This window comes from Bradyrhizobium oligotrophicum, from assembly GCF_051168495.1.
Taxonomy (GTDB): Bacteria; Pseudomonadota; Alphaproteobacteria; order Rhizobiales; family Xanthobacteraceae; genus Bradyrhizobium; species Bradyrhizobium oligotrophicum_A.
This window is the reverse complement of sequence record NZ_JBNPVB010000008.1, coordinates 254,798-273,788: the sequence shown is the minus strand read 5'-3', so window position 1 is coordinate 273,788 and position 18,991 is coordinate 254,798. Positions and strand designations below refer to the sequence as shown.

The following is an 18,991-nucleotide window of genomic DNA, read 5'->3' as shown; positions in this document are numbered from 1 at the left end:
TCGAGGCGGGATTTGCCGAGGCTGGACTTGTCGCGGGCCGATGCAGATGTCGGTCTGCGACAGCGGTCAACGCCGCAGCACATCATCGCGCTTCGAGCACGACCGGCAGGTAATCGTCGGCCCGGTTGAAGGGGCGAACCTTGATGCTGCGTTCGGGCTCCGTGGCCCGCGGCCGGTGTCGCTGCGCGATCGTCACCAGCATCAGGCGCAGGATCAAGGTTGCCATGGGAGCGCCGATGCAGGTGCGCGGGCCGCGCCCGAACGGCAGGTAGGCGCAGGTGGGCAGGCTGCGCTCGAAAGCTGGGGTCCATCGCTCCGGCTTGAAGCTGTAGGGGTCCTCGAACCATCGTGGATCGCGATGCATCACCCAGGACGATATCAGGATGCGTGAGCCGGGCCTGATCCGCCATCCGCCGATCTCATCCTCGCCGGCTGCGAGCCGCACCATGGCGCCCGACGGCGGCACCAGCCGCAGCGCTTCCTTTACCACCTGCTCGGCATAGGGAAGGTTGACGAGGTCCTCGTAGCGCGCGGGACGACCTCCCAGCGCCTTCGTCGCTTCGCTGTGAAGCGCATCATCGATGGTAGGGTTCGACGCGATCTGACGAATCGTCTGGTTGAGCGCGATGCCGATGCCGTCGGCTCCGGCGGCGGTCGTGCTCACCAGCGAATCGCGGATCTCGACATCGGTCAGGCCCTCTTCCAATGATACGAAAGCCGACAGCAGATCCGCTCCGACCGGACCGGAGGCGCGCCGCGCCTTGATGCGGGCGAACACGTCGCGATTGAGCCTGTCGACGGCGAGGAGATATTTGCGGTTGATGGTGGTCGGGACCCACTCGGGCAAGACGGCGTGGGTACGGAATTCGTCGGCCTCCCGGAACAGCGTCGCCAGTTCGTCTGTTTCCGGGCCGGGCGCGGTGCCGAAATGAATCCGTACGCTCGCGCTCAGCGCGACCTCCATCAGCTCATTCATCAGCGTGGCGCTCGCAAACGTCGTCCACTTGTCCACGACCGAGCGCGTCAGATCGACGACGACCCCGCAATAATCGCGCGCCATCAGCGATTGCTGAAACATCGGGCTGATGATCCGGCGCAGGCGGCGCGCCTCGTCGCCGTTGTTCACCTGCATCGAGTTGCCGAAAAACCGCCGCTCGCGCCGGCTGCCTTCGGACCTCAGATAGTTGTCCTTGTTGTCGATCAGGACCTGTCGGATGTAGTCCGGATGGTTCAGCATGTAGAAGCGACGGCCGGGAAATTTGACGCAGACGATATCGCCGTAGCGCTGTGCCAGATGCTCCAGCCCGACCAGACCGTTCTTGCGCCAGTCGTTGAGAGCTGCGACGAAATCCAGGCCGCGCGGGCCGGGTGGTTCAGCCATGGGGACCCTCGTTGAGCTGGCAATCTCATCGGTCTCGACATACGGCCTGCATAGTACGTTCAGACCGCATGGTGCTCAAGCTGCGTTACTCACGGCATCCGTCCACTGCCTTGATGCGTTGATGGTCGCTCGTCCTGGCGTCCTGATGTAGTATCGGCGCCGGGACGACGGAGGACTGCGGTGAAGCTCAGCGATGTCAGGGCGATCGTGACCGGGGCGGCGAGCGGGGTCGGCCGGCAGTTCGCAGCGCAGCTTGCGCAGTCCGGGGCGAGCCTGGTTGCCATGGATGTCGATGCCGAGGGGTTGCGCAGTCTGGCGCGCGAGGCGCAGGGCGCTTCCGGCCGACTGCTCACGGCCCAGGCCGACGTGACGCGCGAGGACGAGGTCAAGGCCGCCGTCGAGGACGCGCTGGCGCGACTCGACGGGCTCGATACGCTGGTCAATTGCGCGGGGATTCTGCGCGACGGATTACTGGTCGCTCCCGAGGAGGAGTGGGTGCGCAAATTACCGACGGCGCAATGGAAGGCGGTGATCGACACCAACCTCACCGGTCCCTATCTGATGGCCCGCGAGGTGGCGGCCGCGATGCTGCGGCGTCGCACCCGGCCGGGGCTGATCGTGAACGTCTCGTCGGTGACCAGCAAGGGCAATCCCGGCCAGTCCAACTACTCGGCCTCGAAAGCGGGTCTCGACGCGTTGACCCGCACCTGGGCGCTCGAGCTTGCGCCGCACGGCATCCGCGTCGCAGGCATCGCACCCGGGCTCACGGACACGCCGATGCTGGCGGCGATGAGCCCCGAGCAGCGTGAACGGCTGCTCGCCCAGGTCCCGCTCGCCCGTGTCGGCACCACGGAGGAGATCTGGCTCGCGCTCGAATTCATTATCAGGTGCGATTATTTCACGGCCCGCGTGATCGACATCGACGGTGGGGCGACGTTCTGATGGACCTGCAGGATCTCGATCTCCTCGATGAGTTGCTGCAGCAGGAGGGGCTGGCGGAGACCGCCCCCGTACGGCTGCGCCCGCGCGGAGCGACCGAGGCGCCGGCCTCGCTGCAGCAGCGGCGGCTGTGGTTTCTCACCCGGATGGATCCCGACTCGGCGGCCTACAACATCGCCACGGCGCTGTCGCTGACGGGACAGCTTGACCTGTCCGCGCTGCAGCGCGCGGTGGAGCTGCTGGTTCAGCGGCAGCAGGCGCTGCGGACGATTTTTCACGAGCGGGATGGAGTGCCATGGCAGTGCGTCGCGCCGCCCGGCGGGATCCGCCTCGCATGCGAGGATTGGCGCGACCGAATCGTCGGGACGGATGAGCTGAACGAGCTGGTCTGGGAGGCGAGCCAGCACCGGTTCGATCTCGCGCGCGGCCCCTTGTTTCGGGTGCGGCTGGTGCGTCTTCCGGATACGTCCGATGGCGTGCCGGCAGCTGTTCTTCTGATCTGCGTGCACCACATCATCGCCGATGGCTGGTCGATCGGCGTGCTGGTGGACGAGCTCGTCGAGAGCTATCGCGCGTTCCGGGCCGGGCGGACTCCGCTGCTCGCCGAACTTCCCATTCAATATGTGGACTACGCGGCCTGGCAGCACGAGCAGCTCGACCAGGCGGGGCTGGCGACGCAGCTGGCTTACTGGGAGAGCCAGCTGCACGATCTGCCGCTGGTGGAGTTCCCGACCGATTTTCCGCGCCCGCGGATGCGGACTTTCGCCGGAGACCTCGTGCCGTTCTCGCTGCCGGCGGCGACCACGAGCTGCCTGCGGCAGTTGGGCGGCGACGGCACGACGCTGTTCATGGTGCTGACGGCAGCGTTCGGCGTTCTGTTCGCGCGCCATACGCGGCAGCGCGACATCGTGATCGGGACGTCGATCGCGCAGCGCGCCGATCGCCAGACCCATCGCCTGATCGGCTTCCTGGTGAACATGCTGGTGCTTCGCTTCGAGCTCAAGGGCGAGGACAAGTTCGGTCAGTTGCTCGATCGTGTCCGCGCGGTGATGGTCGACGCCATCGACCACGGCGACGTTCCCTATGAGACGCTGGTCGAACGTCTGCAGCCCGAGCGCGATCCGGCCCGCAATCCGCTGTTCCAGGTCGCGCTGACGATGTTGAACGCGCCGGAGCCCCGGATCGACATCGACGGGCTGGTGGTCGAGGCCATCGCCAATCAGAGCGCCGCGCGCTTCGATCTCGAAGTGTTTTTTCACGAGCGTCAGAGCGGCGAGCTCGACGGCGTCGTCTCGTTCAACACCGACCTGTTCCTGCGCGCCACCATCGAACAGTTGGCGCGCGAGCTGTGCACCTTGCTGGACGACATCGCCGCCGATCCGGAGCGGCCGGTCGCGCAGCTTCGCCTGCTCAGCGCGCATGAGGAGCAGATGCTGGCCGGTGCCGGGCGCCGGCAGCACATCGCGGTCGAAGACTGCGTGCACCAGCGCTTCACCCGTCAGGTCGCCGCGACCCCGGAGCAGATCGCGCTGGAGTGGGGCGGCGTGCCGCCATCGCCGGGATCGTCGCTGACCTATGCGGAGCTGGAGGCCTGGGCGAACAGGCTCGCCGGCCGTCTCGTTGCCGCGGGTGTCGGGCCGGAGGTGCGTGTCGGGCTGTGGTTCGAACGGTCGCTCGAAATGGTCGTGGCGATTCTCGCGACGCTCAAGGCGGGCGGCGCCTATGTGCCGCTTGACCCGGCCTATCCGCCGGACCGCGTGAGCTTCGTGGTCGAGGACAGCGGCCTTGCCGTGATCATCACCAGCCCCGCGCTGGCCGAGCGCGCGCCGGCGTCCGGCCGTCCGCTGATCGTGATGGACGATGCGGCCCGGCCGGGTCCCGACGAGCATGTCTCGCCGCCCAGCGTCTCGCTGCATCCGGACAACGCGGCCTATGTCATCTACACCTCCGGCTCGACCGGTAGGCCGAAGGGCGTGGTCGTCACGCATGCCAACGTCATCCGGCTGATGGATGCGACCGATCGCTGGTTCGGCTTCGGCCGTCGTGATGTCTGGACGCTGTTCCACTCCTTCGCCTTCGACTTCTCGGTGTGGGAGATCTGGGGAGCGCTGCTCTATGGCGGCAAGCTGATCGTCGTGCCCTATGAGGTGACGCGCGCGCCGGACGAGTTCTACGACCTGCTGTGCCGTCGCCGCGTCACCATCCTCAACCAGACGCCGTCCGCCTTCGGCCAGTTGATCGAGTCCGACCGGCGGCTCGGCCGCGAAGGCGAGCTGAAGCTGCGCGCGGTCATCTTCGGCGGCGAGGCGCTCGACCTCAACATGCTGGAGCCGTGGATAGATCGTCACGGTGACGAGCATCCGCAGCTCGTCAACATGTACGGCATCACCGAGACGACGGTGCACGTGACCTACCGGCGCATCCGGCTCGCCGACGTCGCGCGCCGGCTCGGCAGCGTCATCGGCATGCCGATATCCGACCTCACGCTGCATCTGCTCGACGAGGCGATGCAGCCGGTCCCTCCGGGCGCGCTCGGCGAAGTCGCGGTCGGTGGCGCCGGTGTGGCGCGCTGCTATCTCCATCGGCCGGCGCTCACGGCGCAGCGCATGGTGCCTGATCCCTTCGAGCCCGGCGGGCGGCTCTATCTGACCGGTGACGTCGCGCGCCGGCTGCCGGACGGCGGTCTCGAATTTCGCGGCCGCGCCGATGAGCAGGTCAAGCTGCGCGGCTTCCGCATCGAGCCCGGTGAGATCGAAGCAGCGCTGCTGACGCATCCTGTGGTCTACCGGGCCGTGGTGCTGGTGAGCCAGGATCAGTCGGGTGAAAAGCGGCTCGTCGCCTATGTCGTGACTGACGGGGCGCGGGCCGATGCTGACGCGCTGACGACAGCGCTGCGCGCGCACGCAGCGACGCGGCTGCCGGACTACATGGTGCCCTCGGCGATCATGCTGCTGGATACCTTGCCGCTGACGCCCAACGGCAAGCTCGACCGCAAGGCCTTGCCGGCGCCGTCGGCGGCCAAGCTGTCGACGCGCCGTCTCCAGCCGCCGCGCACCGCGGCCGAACAACGCCTCTGCGCGCTGTTCGCCGAGGTGCTGGAGCTCGATCAGGTCGGCATCGACGAAAATTTCTTCGCACTCGGCGGTCACTCGCTGCTGGCGACGCGACTGATCAGCCGCATCCGCGCCACGCTTGGCGCGGAGCTGCCGGTGCGGGCGCTGTTCGAGGCGCCGACGGTGGCCGGTGTTGCGGCAAGGCTGGGTGATGTCGCGGCTGCTGCTCCCGCATCGACGATCGAAGATGTCAAGACAGACGCGCGCGTCGCGGACGCCGCCAAATCTCCAGAGCTGTTAGTCCCTGGCGCGCGGCGCGACGGGCCGGTGCCGTTGCTGCTGGCCCAGACCCGCCTGTGGTTTCTCGACCTGCTCGAGCCGGGCAACCCGACCTACAACGTCGTGCTCGGACTGCGACTCGAGGCGGTTGCGGAGCGCCCCAGCGAACGGGCCGGTTTGGATGAAGCCGCCCTGCAGCGCGCGCTCGACGAGATCGTCAGGCGTCACGAGATCCTGCGCACGGTGTTTCGGAGTGGCGCCGATGGGCCGGAGCAGGTCGTCGGGCCGCCGCGTGCGTTCGATCTCCAAGTCGTCGACCTCACCGCTATCTCCTCCGGGCAACAGAGCGAGCGGTTCGCGGCCGAGGCGCGCAAGGCCGCGCGGCATCGGTTCGATCTGTCGGTCGGGCCGCTGGCGCGTGGCTGGCTGTTCCGATGGTCCGACCGCGAGCATCGCCTGCTCATCGTGATGCATCACATCGTCACCGATGGCTGGTCGTTCGGTGTGCTCACGCGCGAGTTGCGCGAACTCTATGCTGCATTCCAGGCCGGTCGTCCGTCGCCGCTCGACGAGCCGCTGCTGCAATATGCCGACTATGCCTGCTGGCAGCGCGATCGCCTCGCCGGCGGCGGCCTCGCGCAGCAGCGCGACTACTGGCTGCGACAACTGGCTGATCTGGAGCCCGCCGAAATCCTGCCGCTCGACCATGCGCGCAAGCCCGAGCCGGTCGGCCGTGGCGAGACCCTGCGCTTCAGGCTGGAGCCCGCGCTGGCGCGCGGGATGATGGAGACCGCGACCCGGCATGACGCAACGCTGTTCATGACGCTGCTGACGGTCCTCGCTGCGGTCCTGCATCGCTCGTCCGGCGCAGTGGATCTGCCGATCGGCGCACCCGTCGCCGGTCGCGACCGCGTCGAGGTCGAGCAGCTGATCGGGTTCTTCGTCAACACGTTGGTGCTGCGGATCGACACCGGCGGCAATCCCACCGTCGCACAGCTGCTCGCCCGCGTGCGCGAGGTGGCGCTCGGTGCGTTCTCGCACCAGGACCTGCCGTTCGAGGATATCGTCGAGCGGCTGGCGCCGCCGCGCCATCGCGGCCGGCACCCGCTGTTCGGCGTCATGCTCGTGCTGCAGAACCTGCCCGGCGCGCCGCTGTCGCTGCCGGGCCTGGCGATCGCGCCGGAGGAGATCGCGACGGGCGTGAGCAAATTCGACCTGACCTTGCAGGTCGCGCCGTCAGGCGACGGGCTCGATTGCGTCATCGACTACAACACCGACCTGCTGGAGCGATCGACGGTCGAGCTGCTCGCGTCGCGCTTCGTGCACGGCTGCGCCGCCCTGATTCAGAACCAGCAAGCACGGCTGGCGGAGCTGCAGCTGGAGTCCGAGGCCGAGCTGTCGCGCCGGCGCGCGCAGGAGCGTGGTCTGCCGCTGGCAGCTCCCATCGTCAGTGTTCTGGATCAGATCTTCAGTCTCGCCGCCAAGCAGCCCGATGCGGCCGCGCTATCCTGGGACGATGGCGTGCTCTCCTATCGCGAGCTGGCGCAGCGTGTTCGCCGCACCGGCGTGGGTCTTCGCGCTGAAGGCGTGGCCGTTGGCAGCCGCGTCGGCGCGGCCTTCGAGCGCTCGCCGGACATGATCATCGCGCTGCTCGGCATCATGCAGGCCGGTGCGGCTTATGTGCCGCTCGATCCCGGCTACCCGGTCGAGCGTCTCGCCTTCACCATCGAGGACAGTGGCGTCTGCCTGATCCTGGCTGCGTCGAGCGACAGCCTGCACGACGTGATGGCGCGCATGAACTCGGGCCCGCCGGTGCGGGCTCTCGCCGATCTCATGCCTGATGATTCATCCGCGCCGGATCTGCCGTCCTGCGATTGTCCGGCCTACATCATCTACACCTCCGGTTCGACCGGCACGCCGAAGGGCGTGATGGTGTCGCAGAGCAATCTCGCGGCCTCGACGGCCGCGCGCGCCGCCGTCTACGACGAGCCGCAGCCGCGCTTCGCCTTGTTGTCCTCGTTCGCGTTCGACTCGTCGGTGGCCGGCATCTTCGGCTCGCTCTATGCGGGCGGGACGCTGGTGCTGCCGCCGCCAGGTGCGGAGCGCGATCCGATCCGGCTGCTCTCCGTGCTGCAGAGAGAGCGAGTCACACAGACGCTGATGCTGCCCGCGCTGTATCTGGCGCTGCTCGATGCGGCGGAGGGCGATGAGCTCGCCACGCTCCGCACCGTCATCGTCGCCGGCGAGGATTGTCCGCCGCGGCTGGTGGAGCGTCACCGCCAGGCGCTGCCGGACGCGCAACTGGCGAACGAATATGGCCCGAGCGAAGCCACCGTCTGGTGCACGGTCAAGATCTGGCCGGCGGCGCGCATGGCGATGGACGATGCGGCCGAGGTCTCGATCGGCGTGCCGATCCCGGGCGTGCGGGTGTGGATCGCCGATGCCGCCGGACATGCGGCGCCGCTCGGTGCTGCCGGCGAGCTGTGCATCGGCGGCGCGGGCGTCGCGCTCGGTTATGCAGGCCGGCCGGCCCGGACCGCCGAGAGCTTCGTACCCGATCCGCAACCCGACATCGCAGGCGCGCGCTGCTATCGCAGCGGCGACCGCGCGCGCTTCACGGCCTCCGGCGAGATCAGCCTGCTCGGCCGCATCGATCGCCAGATCAAGGTGCGCGGCTTCCGCGTCGAGCCCGGCGAGGTCGAGGCGCGGATCCTGCAATCGGACTGGGTGCGCGAGGTGGCGGTGACGACCACGCGCGATGCTCGCGACCGTCTGCAACTGGTCGCTCATGTCGTTGCAAGGCCGGGACAAGATGGTGCGGAGTCCGGCCTGCGTCGCTGGCTGGCGGAACGGGTGCCGGCGCATCTCGTGCCTGCGACGTTCGTCTGGCACGATCAGTTGCCGCGGGCGGCCGGCGGCAAGGTCGACCTCGCCGCACTCGAGGTCTCATCACGATTGCCGCGCCGCGACGATCTCGCGGCGCCGCGCAATCACCTCGAGCTGCAGCTGGTGCGCGCCTGGGAAGACGTGCTGGGCACCGATCCCATCGGCATCGACGACGACTTCTTCGAGCTCGGCGGTCACTCTCTGCTCGCCATCGAATTGATCGCCGAAATCCGCCGCAGGCTCGGCCGCGACGTGCCGCTCGCCGCGTTGTTTTCGAGCGGCACCGTTGCACGGCTGGCCGAGCTGATGAGCTCAGCTACGCAGGACACTGGCGTCGGGACAGCGGCATCCGGCCAGCAACGCGCCGCTGTGCTGGTGCCCTTGTCGTCGGCCGGTGCCGGGCGGCCGCTGTTCCTGGTGCATCAGGCCGGCGGCAACGTGATGTCCTATCTGCCGCTTGCGCGACACTTCGGGACGACCGGACTGTCGCTGTTCGGCCTGCAGGCCGTCGGGCTGGACGGCCGCGCGCAGCCGTTGACGCGCATCGAGGACATGGCGGCCCATTACGTCGATGCGATCAGGGCGATGCAGCCGCGCGGTCCCTACAGACTCGCCGGGCACTCGCTGGGTGGGCGTGTGGCGCAGGAGATGGCGCGCCAATTCAGCGAGGCGGGGCTGGAGGTGGACTTTCTCGGCGTGATCGACGTTCCCGGGATCGAGGCCGACCTGAGCTGGACGATGATCCTGGACGAGGAGGAGCACGAGGTGCTGGCTCAGCTCGTGCGGCAGATCGAGCTCTTCCACGGCCGTGCGCTGGAGATCTCGTCCGACGCGTTGCGCGAGCTGACCGCCGAGGCGCGCACCGATCTCGTCGTCAACCGCATGAAGGAGCGTCGGCTGCTGCCGGCCAATGCTGACGCGGCCGAAGTGAGCGGGCTGTTGAACGTCTACAAGGCCAACATGCGCGCGATTGCCGCGTTCTCGCCGAGGCCGTGCCGGGCCGACATCCACGTGTTCGCGACGCAGGCGCTGGGGGCGGCCCATCCGCAGGATCCGATGCTCGGATGGAGCACACTCACTGAGGGCAGGACCCATGTCGTGCCGGTGCCGGGGGAGCACATGTCGCTGCTCGGCGCCGACCATGCGGGCGTGCTCGCGCGCCTGATCCTGCAGTCGTGCAGCGTGGGGCCGACAACGCGTGCACCCGCGCAGGACGAGGCATAAGGCAGACCGGCTTTCGCCGCGTCGGTATCAATGCTGCTTGGGTCGGGCGAGGCTGGTCGAGACCAGATGGTACAGCATCTGTCCGGTCGACGGCGGGCTGTACAGCCGGTTCGGGCGCGGACGGGCGAAAAATCCGTGCCAGACGAAGTCGCGCGCCAGCAAGGCCCAGGCCGTCGGGCTGCGCATACGCATCATCACCTCGACGTCGTAGCGCGGCCCGAGCGGCTCGCCATGCCAGCATGACAGCGATATCGAGCTCTCGGACGAGGCGAAATAGTGCCACCAGGCGCGCGGCAGGAACAGGATGTCGCCCGGCTCGAGCAGGCCCTGCAGCATCGCCGCGCGCGCGAAGCGCGGATGCGCCGCGAGGTCGGGATGCTCCGGCGCGACCTGGCTCTTGGTGTGGCAGTCCGGGAAGAGGTGGAGATTGTAGGCCTCCTCGGGCGCCGCCATCAGCACGCGCTTGGTGCCATGCACCTGGGCGAACAGGTTGTCGACATAGTCGTAGTGCAGGCCCGAGCGCGTGTTCGCGCCGATCCAGATGATCACCGCCTTGATGTCGGACGCAAGGCCGTCGAAGTCGTAATCCTGCGCGAGACCCGGCAGCCGGTCGACCGGGATCTGGTCGATGTAGCAGCGGTCGCCGCTGCGCATCAGCTCGACGAATGCGCGCACCGTCATCGTGCGGCGGTAGTCCTTGTCGTGCAGCGTGTAGGGCACCTCGGTATCCGGCAGGCCGACGCTGGGCCTGACCTCGACGTCGCCGGCGATCTCGGCGAGATAGGCCGGCGACCACAGCTTGACGGCGCGCCAATCGGCACCGGCGCCCTCCAGGATCAGCGGGCGCCGCTCTGCGCGATGCTGAGCGAGCGCAGGTCCGATATCGGCGCCGCGGACACGCGGTATGTCGGGATAAGAGAGGTGTGTCGTCCCTTCGACTCGTTGCAGCATCGCGAGACCTCCCTTGACCAGTCGATGGACTGGATGACTGTCGATATCGTCGTGGCGCCGACTCCCGAGCACGGTCCCCGAAATGCGGGCGGTGCTTCACCTAGAACATGCGATCGGTCCAGGATCGCGGCGTCTTGTCGCTGACGATCTCGACATCGAGATGATAGCGGAATTTGCGCGGACCGAGGCGGCGGATGTAGTCGGCGAGATCCGTCAGTCCCTCGCGCAAGGTGACGTTGGTCTTGTAGCCGAGCTTGCGCCGCGCCTTGTCGGCCGAGCAGGTGGCGAAGCGTACCTCCTGCGGCCGGTCCGGCAGATAGATCGGGTCGAGGTCGAAATCGAGAATGTCGGCCAGCAGCGCGGCCAGCTCGTTGATCGAGATGAACTCGTTGTCGGGGCCGATGTTGAAGGTCTCGCCGACGACATCGTCGCGCAGCGCCGCCTGCCCGATGCAGTAGACGCAATCCTGGACGAAGGAGAAGCAGCGCTTCTGGGTGCCGTCGCCATAGATGATCGGCTGCCGCTTCTGCAGCATCAAATTGGTCATGATGGCGGCGACGTTGCGATAGGGGTCGTTGAACTTCTGCCGGGCGCCGATGATGTTGTGCGGGACGCAGATCACGTATTCCAGTCCATGAGTTCGGCACAGCGTAGCGACCAGCATCTCGGCGGCGTATTTGGCGATGCCGTAGGGATCCTGCGGCCGGCACACCATGTCCTCGGTGAACGGCAGCGTGTCCTGGGTGCCGTAGCGCGCCATGCTCGAGCAGTAGACGAACCGCTTGACGTTGTTCTGGATCGCCGCGCTCAGCATCGTCGAGGTGATCTGGAACGTGTTCTGCGTCACCAGATGCGGCGAGAACACCGACAGCCCCTCATAGGCCGTGCAGGCGGCATGGATGATGATGTCGCAGCCTTTGGTCAGCTTGACCATGGAGTTCAGATAGCCGCAGTCGATCTGATGGAATTCGGCCTCGTCCGGCACGTTCTCGAGATAGCCGCCGATCAGCGAATCGTTGCCGCAGACCTCGTGCCCGAGCTGCAGGAAATAGTCCGCAAGATGACTGCCGAGAAAGCCGGCGATGCCGCTGATGAAGATCTTCATGGGTGACTGCTTGCCATTCGGCGGGGAAGCGCCCCCGCGACGTGGGTCTGGGTGGCGCGGCTCTGCGCGACGTGGGCCTGGATGAGATCGGCGGCGCGCACAGCTCCGCCGGCCCGGCGGCAGGCGTCGCCGATCCGGGCGCTGTGGCGCGCGAAGCTTGGATCGGCGAGCAGGCGCTGGGCTGCCGCGCGCAGCTCGGCCGCCGGCGCATCGACGCTGCGGCGCAGGCCTGCGCCCTGGCGCTCGATCCGGATCGAAATGATGTCGGTCTCGAAAGTGGTCGGGATCGCCAGCAACGGAATGCCGAACCACGAGCCTTCGCGGGCGCCGCCCATGCCGCCGTTCATGACGAACAGTTTGGCGCGCGGCAGGATGTCGAGCTGGGGCAGCAGGCCGTCGCGATCGATGCTCCAGACGATGAAATTGCCGGGGACCTCGCCGAGATCCTCCGGCGTGGTGCTGGCGGAGAGCAGCATCACCACCTGAAGCCCGATATCGGCGAAGGCCGACAGGCAGGTGCGGAAGAACTCCGGCCCGGGATCGCAGATGGTGCCGAAGCCGATATAGATGATGTCATCGTCCAGCCGGCTCATGTCGAAGCCCGGAATCTCCTGGCTCGGCCGATGGTGCACCGAGCCGACGAAATGGTAGCTCGCGTCGAACAGATGATCGTGCGGCTGCAGCTCGCGCGGCGTATGGCAGATGTTGACCGGCTGCGGGTTGGTGTAGGTCTCGATCGCCGAGACCACGGTGCCGTGCCGGCGCGCAAGCTCGCGGGCGAGCTTGCGAAACCCGAAATACGGCCGCGTCCCGTGCATCACCATCTGCGGGAGGTCGCGCCAGAACGTCGAGCAGGACAGTTGCAGCCGCCAGCTCAAAGCGGGCGTATGCACCGAAGTGATCGCTGGGATCCCGAGCCGCGCTGCGATCATCTTGCCCCACAGGCAGAGCGAATCGTGGACGATGTAGTCCGGCCGCTCGGCGGTGACCCGATCCAGCAGCTCCGGATACCAGGCCAGGGTCCACCAGCACATTGCCGTCGGCAGGTCGAGCTCGTGGTGGAAGCGCCAGCCCGCCATCGGGCCGTGATAGGGACCTGGCACATCCGGATAGGCCTGGAACGTCGCGCCGAGCGCCGCGATCTCGGTCCGGTAGCGCTCGGTCTCGAAATAGACGATCTCGTCGCCGCGCCGCACCAGCTCGGCCACCATGCCGTAGGTGGCGATGACGTGGCCGCCGCCGCAAACGTTCAAGAAGACGCCCTTGGCCATGACTGTCCGGACTCCAAGAAGCTAGGCGACGCGCGCGTTGACCGGCTGTGACGTGACCGGCAGCGCGCCGACCGGCTGAAACACGCCGCGCAATTGCGCCCATTCGCGATCGTAGTTAGGCCGCTCCTCGTCGAAGGAGCGGATCACCATGGCCTGCGCAATCCGCAGGAACTCGATCAACTGCGGCCGCGTGATGCCGTTGGCGAGGAAATAGGGGACGGACCACATGTCGACGCCGTACAGCGGCAGCAGCGCCGAATTCTTGACGTTGCGGTAGAGATGGTCGACATGCTCGGCGGCTTCCAGCCAGTTCATCGTGTTGTGGCTCCAGCTGTAGCCGGATCCCTGCAGGTTGAATTCGGCGGCACGGTCCTGCACCGGCACCTTCGGATCGTGGAAATAGCTCTCGACCGCGTAGAAGGTGGGGGCGGTCTCCTCGATGAAGGAAAGCGTGTTCTGGACGGAGGCCGCGGTCTCGCCCGGGAAGCCGATAATGAAGGAGGCGTGGACCATGATGTCGCGCTCGGCGAGCGCCCGCATACCGCGCTTGTAGCCGTCGACCTTGACGGCCTTGTTCATGTTCTTGAGCACCTGCTGGTCGCCGCTCTCGATGCCGGCGAACACCGCGACACAGCCGGCCGCCTTGATGAGGTCGAAGGTCTCCTCGTCGGCGTTGGCGCAGCGGAAATACGACGCCCACTGGAAGCCGAAATTCTCCTCGATCATCATCCGGCACAGCTTCTTGAATCGCGGCAGCGGCACATTGAAGGTGTCGTCGATGAAATAGATGAACTTGACGCCGCGCGATTTCAGCATCCGGAATTGCTGCCTGAGCACCTCGATGTCGTTGAGCGTCAGCGCCCCGCCGATCGCCGGATAGCGGCAGAAGGCGCAGGCGAAGGCGCAGCTGCGGGCGGTGCGCATCCAGACGAAGGGCGAAAGGTAGTTGTCGTCGAACACCGTCCAGTCGATGACGTTGGCGTCGAGGTCGTTGTTCTCCGGCCGGCGCTCGCTGCGGGAGAAGGTGAAGCCGTCCTCGGTCCAGATCAGGTTCGGCACCCGCGCCAGATCGGGATCCGGCCGCCGCAGTTCCGTCAGCAGCTCCGCCAGCGTCTGCTCGCCCTGGGAATCGAACACATAGATGTCGGCGTCCATTTCCTGGAACAGCACATCCTGCGTCTCCGCATCGTGGTCGGAGCAGGTGTTGAAGATGTGCGGCCCGCCGACCACGATGCGAACATCCGGATTGTGCTGGCGGATGAACTCGACGACCTCGCGGACCGGCCGCGGCGTGGTGTAGACGGTGGTGGTGATCGCGACCGTGCGCGGCGACTGCGCCAGCAGCTCGATCAGGCGGCCGCGGTCATGGTTGAAGAAGTTGACGATTTCAGACCTGAGCCCGCGTGCCGCCAGAAAACTCTTCAGGATGCAGCAGGCCAGACTCGGCGTGCGCGCGACGTGCAATCCCTGCCGCCGGCCGGTGGCGTCTTCGAGCGCGCAATTCAACAGATCCGTGAAATGCCGCCAGCGTCCCCGGGTGAACACCGCATTGCCGCGGAAGTGCCGGTAGGCGCCGGAGAAATTCTGCAGCGGCTTGAGCTCGTCGTCGATCCAGTTGAGGTCGGTATCGTTGTATCCGATGAGAATGCAGTCGATCTCGGCTCCCAAGGGGCTCTCCTCAGTCCGGCCGCGTCAAAACGGGTTTCGGCGCAGCGACTCATTGCGCCGGACAAAGATTATGGTTGCGTGAAATAACAAGAGCAACTGCCGCGAGACTAATACGGATGGCACGATGCGTCCACTGCCGAGTTGTCCGTCGCACGTTCGATCTTCGACATGTGCTTTTCGTCTCCAATGATTGTCGTAGCCGGGAGCGCGTCATTCATCGATCGCCGAGCGATCGGCAAATGTCCGACCGGGACGTCCGGCGACGGCGGCCGTCGGGTGGTCGATCAACGCTTCGTGGATCGTATCTGCCCGGAGCGCCTCGACGGGACGGCCGATGACAGCGTGGACGATCGTTGAAGGCTCTTGCCAAAAACGCCACGGACATCGGGGCGCCATGGCGTCTGAGCAGGAGGTCGCGATCTTTGACGAAGCTGGCGGCGGTCGCTCAGTCTGATCGCGCAACGCGCCAGCCTGTTCCATAATTCGGAAATCGGATGTTGAAGGAGGGCGTCGCCGGCCTGCAGCCCAAGCCGCGATATTTTGCCCGACTTTGACTCCGATCATGGTGGCCGACCCGTGGCCTCGTAGGATCGAGGTTCGTCGGAGAAGAGCTTGCCTCCATCGCAGCCGCCAGGACCGATGGAGGCTCGCCATGTTCAACTGTTCCATGTTACGCAACTCTGTCGCACGCTCGGTCCTGACTTTGCATTGGATCGCCGTTCTGGTGATCCTCGCAACATCTTTCCATTTTGCCGTATCGGCGTGGCGGAATCATTCCCGCGCCCGTAGCGTCGTCGATCTCGTGACCCTCGATCGAACGGTCTTCCGATCGATGGCTCGCGTTCGCCTGCAGATCGGCTCCGTCGGCGTTGCGCTTCTGCGCGATGACGATCCACGCCCGGGCGTCGAAGGCGGTTTCAGCGACATGACCCAGGCTTGGCGGCGCGCGGAGACCGCGCTTGCGGCTTCCTCGCTCCCCGATCGCGATCGGCTGATGACGCGCCTGACGCGGACCAGGCAAGCCCTCCAGGAGACGGAGCGCTATATCGAAGCCGAGATCTTGCTGCCGCGCGAGGCACGAGACGCGAACCGCATCGAGCCGTGGCGCATGGCGGTCTATGATCTCGCTGCTACGATCGACGACGTGGGCACATCGGTCGGACGCGAACTGCGCGCCTATGACCTGGAACTCGGTGAGTTCGTGGCCATCCGCCAGATGTCCTTCGCCATCCGCGACCGCTATTCGCGCCAGTGCTCTGCGTTCCGTCCGGCGGTGCAGCTCGATACGCCGCTGACGCAGCTCGAACGCGACAATTGGCGCGAGCAGATCGGAGCCTACGGCGCGCTATGGACGCAGTTGCAGCGCATTGCGCTACAAATGCCCGCAGACACCGGATTTGTCCCGCTCGTCGCCGAGGGCCGGAGACGCACCGAGGCGGCGCAGGCGGTCATGACGAAGACACTCGACGGCCTGTCGGGCTCTGGAAAGCCCGCCTTCGATGCCGCGGCGTGGTCTGACAACTGCGTGTCGGCCTATTCCTCGATTCTCGACATCGGCAGCCACGCGCTCGACCTCGAAATCCGTCGAGCCGACAACAGCCGTGCGGAGGCCTTTCGCACCGGCGCCATCTCGACCGCCGTGCTGGTGTTGGTCGGTGTGCTCGGCTTCATTTCGCTGACCTTCGTGCGGACGCGGCTGTCGGCCCCGATGCGCAACATCGAAGCCGCGCTCGTCAAGCTGCGGGCCGGCGATCTCGATACGCCGATCCCGCTGCCGCCGTGGAATGACGAGCCAAGCGCGATCATCCGCGCGCTGGAGGGATTCCGTCTGGAAGCGCTGGAGGCGCGGCGCATGCGGGCGCGCATCGATCAGGCACGCGACGAAATGGTCAGGCATTCCGAAATGGCCGGTCGCACCAAATCGCAATTCCTCGCCAACATGAGCCACGAAATCCGCACGCCGCTGCACGGGATTCTCGGAACGGTCCAGCTTCTCGCGGAAAGCCGCGTGAGCAAAGAGCAGCGCAAATGGGTGCAGGCGCTCGATCAGTCCGGGCGCCTGCTGCGCGATATCCTCGACGACATCCTCGACTTCACCCGGCTGGAGAGCGGTCGTGTCAGAGCGGACATCGCAACGTTCTCGCTCCGCGAACGCATCGCCATGGTCAATGCGACCGTTCGTTCGGTGATGGAGCGCAAGGGGCTGGATCTCGCCGTCGTCATCGATCCGAAGCTTCCGGACAACGTCTGTGGCGACGCCGCGAAGCTCGGCCAGATACTGCTGAATCTTCTCGGTAACGCGGCCAAGTTCACCGAGCACGGCGGCGTGCACCTCGCGGTCGCGGCTGACGAAGGAAGATCCGACCGGCTGCGCATCACCGTCGCCGATACCGGCATCGGCATCGCGCCCGACGTTCTCGCTCACATCTTTGAGCCCTTCTCCCAGGCCGATGGATCGATCGCCCGCCGCTTCGGCGGCTCGGGACTCGGCCTCGCCGTGTGCCGGGGGCTGCTCGATGCGCTGGGCGGCGAAATCGACGTGGAGACCTCGGTCGGTCGCGGAACAACATTCACGGTGCTGTTTCCGGTCGGGATGGGGGAGGCGACCGCGGCGCCTCCGGCCAAGCGGCAAGATGAATTGCCTCCGCTCCATGTGCTCGTTGCCGAGGACAATCCGGTCAATGCCCTCATCGTCAGGACAATGCTCGAGAGCGGCGGGCATCGCGTCCGCCATGTCGAGACCGGCAGAGATGCGGTCGCCGCGGCGCTTGCGGAGGATTTCGACGTCGCATTGATGGATTTGGCGATGCCAGGTCTGGACGGCGCGAGCGCCTGCCGGCAGATCCGCGCCTGCGGGCATCCGACGCGCGCGGTGGTGCCCATTCTGGCGGTGTCCGCCGGGGGCGCGTCGGCTGATGACGTCGACGCAGGCTTCGACGGACGGCTCGAGAAGCCGTTTCATCGCTCCGATCTCGCCGCCGCCCTTGCGCAGGCCATCGGCCTGCGATCACGTCGGCGCGAAGCAAGGCGTCAGAGCCTGGGCGCGATCGGCGAGCAGGCGCGTGACTTTGGTGTCGAACGCGCCCGCAAGCTCGTCACGCTGTACCTGACGACACAGCCGCCGCTGCTCGCGGAGGCGGTGGCCGCGGTGCGCCGCGGCGATCAAGATCGGGCCAGCGCCCTTGCCCATCGCCTCAAGGGAGCGGCTGCGCATGTCGGAGCCGAGGATATGGCCGTCGCCGCCGCGACGCTCGAACGGGCCGCCACTGAAGACGGAGCTCTTGCGGCGGCAGCGGATGTGCTCGCGACACTCGGGCGAACCCATTTCGCCGATTTTGCGGTCCATGCCGATCGCGAACTGGCCCGCCTTGAAGGCGGTGCGTTCACTGCAAGATCCGCAAAGACCTCAATCGCGCGGCTGCACTAGGCGACCTTTTCGGCGAACACATAGCCGAGGCCGTACTCAGTCAGGATGATCTGCGGCTTTGCCGGGTCAGCTTCGATCTTGCGACGCAGCCGGCCGACGAGCACATCGACCGTGCGGTCGTTCGGATCCCACTCGCGGTTGCTCATCACGTCGAGCAGATCATTCCGGCTCATGATTCGGCCGGGATGGCGCACCAGGAGGGCGAGCAGCTCGAATTCGGCCGATGTCAAACGCGTCGTCTCGCCAGTCGGCGACGTCAGCCGATGAGTTTCGAGATCGAGGCACCAGCCTGCAAATCGGCGCAGCCGCTTGTGGCGGCCGGGATCTGCGGCAGCACGCGTTCGCCGCAACACGGTCTTCACGCGCGCCAGCACTTCCCGCGGCGAAAACGGCTTGGTGACATAGTCGTCGGCGCCGAGCTCGAGGCCGATGATCCGATCGGCCTCCTCCGCGCGGCTCGTGATCAGGATGACAGGCACGTCGCTCTCGGCGCGGATATCGCGCATCAAGGCGAGGCCGTCACCATCGGGCAGCCGGATGTCGAGCAGGACGAAGTCGATCCGCTCCCGCGCCATGAGCCGGCGCATCTGCTCGGCGGTTTCAGCGCCGCGGACCGCGAAGCCCGCGTTCTCGAAATAGTTTACGAGCGTCGATTGGATGAGCGGCTCGTCGTCGACGACTGCGATCACCAATTCGTTCGATCGTAGGGCCCCTGCGCTTTGCATCTCGTCGTTTTCAGTTCGTTCACAATTGAGTTCAGGCCGTTCACGCTTCGCTGGAACCGGGTTTACAGCGCGCCGCTAGTTT

The 18,991-nt window shown here is 66.6% G+C and carries 9 protein-coding genes; 3 read left to right on the top strand and 6 right to left on the bottom strand.

Annotated elements, in window-relative coordinates; translation table 11 throughout:
• Positions 1 to 82: 82 nt before the first annotated feature.
• Positions 83 to 1,381 (bottom strand): cytochrome P450, encoded by a 1,299-nt coding sequence (locus ACQR1B_RS17895; protein WP_434834662.1) that lies wholly within the window; start codon positions 1,379 to 1,381, stop codon positions 83 to 85.
• A gap of 180 nt (positions 1,382 to 1,561) precedes the next feature.
• Between ACQR1B_RS17895 and ACQR1B_RS17890 the strand changes: the two genes are divergently transcribed.
• The gene (locus tag ACQR1B_RS17890) at positions 1,562 to 2,323 is read left to right on the top strand and encodes an SDR family NAD(P)-dependent oxidoreductase (protein ID WP_434834661.1); all 762 of its coding nucleotides are present in this window, start codon (positions 1,562 to 1,564) and stop codon (positions 2,321 to 2,323) included.
• Positions 2,323 to 9,762, top strand: a complete 7,440-nt coding sequence (locus ACQR1B_RS17885) for an amino acid adenylation domain-containing protein (RefSeq protein ID WP_434834660.1) — start codon at positions 2,323 to 2,325, stop codon at positions 9,760 to 9,762. Before ACQR1B_RS17890 ends, ACQR1B_RS17885 begins: the two co-directional genes overlap by 1 nt.
• Before the next feature lie 27 nt (positions 9,763 to 9,789).
• Here the strand turns inward: ACQR1B_RS17885 and ACQR1B_RS17880 are convergent, their stop codons facing one another.
• The 4 genes from ACQR1B_RS17880 to ACQR1B_RS17865 form a co-directional block, all read right to left on the bottom strand.
• Positions 9,790 to 10,713, bottom strand: a complete 924-nt coding sequence (locus tag ACQR1B_RS17880; protein WP_434834659.1) for a cupin-like domain-containing protein — start codon at positions 10,711 to 10,713, stop codon at positions 9,790 to 9,792.
• A gap of 100 nt (positions 10,714 to 10,813) precedes the next feature.
• Positions 10,814 to 11,818 carry an NAD-dependent epimerase/dehydratase family protein gene (locus ACQR1B_RS17875; protein ID WP_434834658.1) on the bottom strand — a complete coding sequence of 335 codons (1,005 nt, stop codon included), beginning with the start codon at positions 11,816 to 11,818 and terminating at the stop codon, positions 10,814 to 10,816.
• Entirely contained in the window at positions 11,815 to 13,089 is a 1,275-nt protein-coding gene (locus ACQR1B_RS17870; RefSeq protein WP_434834657.1) for a nucleotide disphospho-sugar-binding domain-containing protein, read from the bottom strand. The genes ACQR1B_RS17875 and ACQR1B_RS17870 overlap by 4 nt, the downstream gene beginning before the upstream one ends.
• A gap of 21 nt (positions 13,090 to 13,110) precedes the next feature.
• Complete coding sequence (locus ACQR1B_RS17865) at positions 13,111 to 14,757, bottom strand: radical SAM protein (RefSeq protein WP_434834656.1); 1,647 nt, start codon at positions 14,755 to 14,757, stop codon at positions 13,111 to 13,113.
• A gap of 562 nt (positions 14,758 to 15,319) precedes the next feature.
• Here ACQR1B_RS17865 and ACQR1B_RS17860 point away from each other — a divergent pair.
• Positions 15,320 to 18,184 carry an ATP-binding protein gene (locus ACQR1B_RS17860; protein WP_434834655.1) on the top strand — a complete coding sequence of 955 codons (2,865 nt, stop codon included), beginning with the start codon at positions 15,320 to 15,322 and terminating at the stop codon, positions 18,182 to 18,184.
• On the opposite strand, the gene ACQR1B_RS17855 is transcribed toward ACQR1B_RS17860, so the two are convergent.
• Positions 18,181 to 18,873, bottom strand: coding sequence for a response regulator (locus ACQR1B_RS17855; RefSeq protein ID WP_434834654.1), 693 nt, complete (start codon positions 18,871 to 18,873; stop codon positions 18,181 to 18,183). The two genes, ACQR1B_RS17860 and ACQR1B_RS17855, sit on opposite strands and share 4 nt — an antisense overlap.
• Positions 18,874 to 18,991: the final 118 nt, after the last annotated feature.

Excerpts from the sequence above, each read along its gene's own strand:
- ACQR1B_RS17885 (WP_434834660.1), top strand. The coding sequence starts at position 2,323 with ATGGACCTGCAGGATCTCGATCTCCTCGATGAGTTGCTGCAGCAGGAG.
- ACQR1B_RS17860 (WP_434834655.1), top strand. The coding sequence starts at position 15,320 with ATGGTGGCCGACCCGTGGCCTCGTAGGATCGAGGTTCGTCGGAGAAGA.
- ACQR1B_RS17875 (WP_434834658.1), bottom strand. The coding sequence starts at position 11,818 with ATGAAGATCTTCATCAGCGGCATCGCCGGCTTTCTCGGCAGTCATCTT.
- ACQR1B_RS17895 (WP_434834662.1), bottom strand. The coding sequence starts at position 1,381 with ATGGCTGAACCACCCGGCCCGCGCGGCCTGGATTTCGTCGCAGCTCTC.
- ACQR1B_RS17880 (WP_434834659.1), bottom strand. The coding sequence starts at position 10,713 with ATGCTGCAACGAGTCGAAGGGACGACACACCTCTCTTATCCCGACATA.
- ACQR1B_RS17870 (WP_434834657.1), bottom strand. The coding sequence starts at position 13,089 with ATGGCCAAGGGCGTCTTCTTGAACGTTTGCGGCGGCGGCCACGTCATC.